This is a genomic window from Nonomuraea sp. LPB2021202275-12-8 (assembly GCF_037044575.1).
In the GTDB taxonomy this organism is placed as follows: Bacteria; Actinomycetota; Actinomycetes; order Streptosporangiales; family Streptosporangiaceae; genus Nonomuraea.
In genome coordinates this window covers 1-227 of sequence record NZ_JBAHWD010000200.1, presented here as the reverse complement: position 1 = coordinate 227, position 227 = coordinate 1, and the positions used below count along the sequence as shown (strand labels likewise).

At 67.0% G+C, this 227-nt stretch carries 1 pseudogene; it reads left to right on the top strand.

Annotated features, from left to right (window positions below):
- A pseudogene (groEL, locus tag V5E28_RS49370) lies at positions 1 to 227 on the top strand (chaperonin GroEL); the annotation flags it as partial.

Genomic DNA, 227 nt, shown 5'->3' with positions numbered 1-227 from the left:
GGTGGTCAGGTCATCGCCGAGGAGGTCGGTCTCAAGCTCGAGAACGCCACTCTCGACCTGCTTGGCCGCGCCCGCAAGGTCGTGGTGACCAAGGACGAGACGACCGTCGTGGACGGCGCCGGTGACCCCGACGCGATCGCCGGCCGGGTCAACGAGATCCGTGCCGAGATCGAGCGTACGGACTCCGACTACGACCGTGAGAAGCTCCAGGAGCGTCTGGCCAAGCT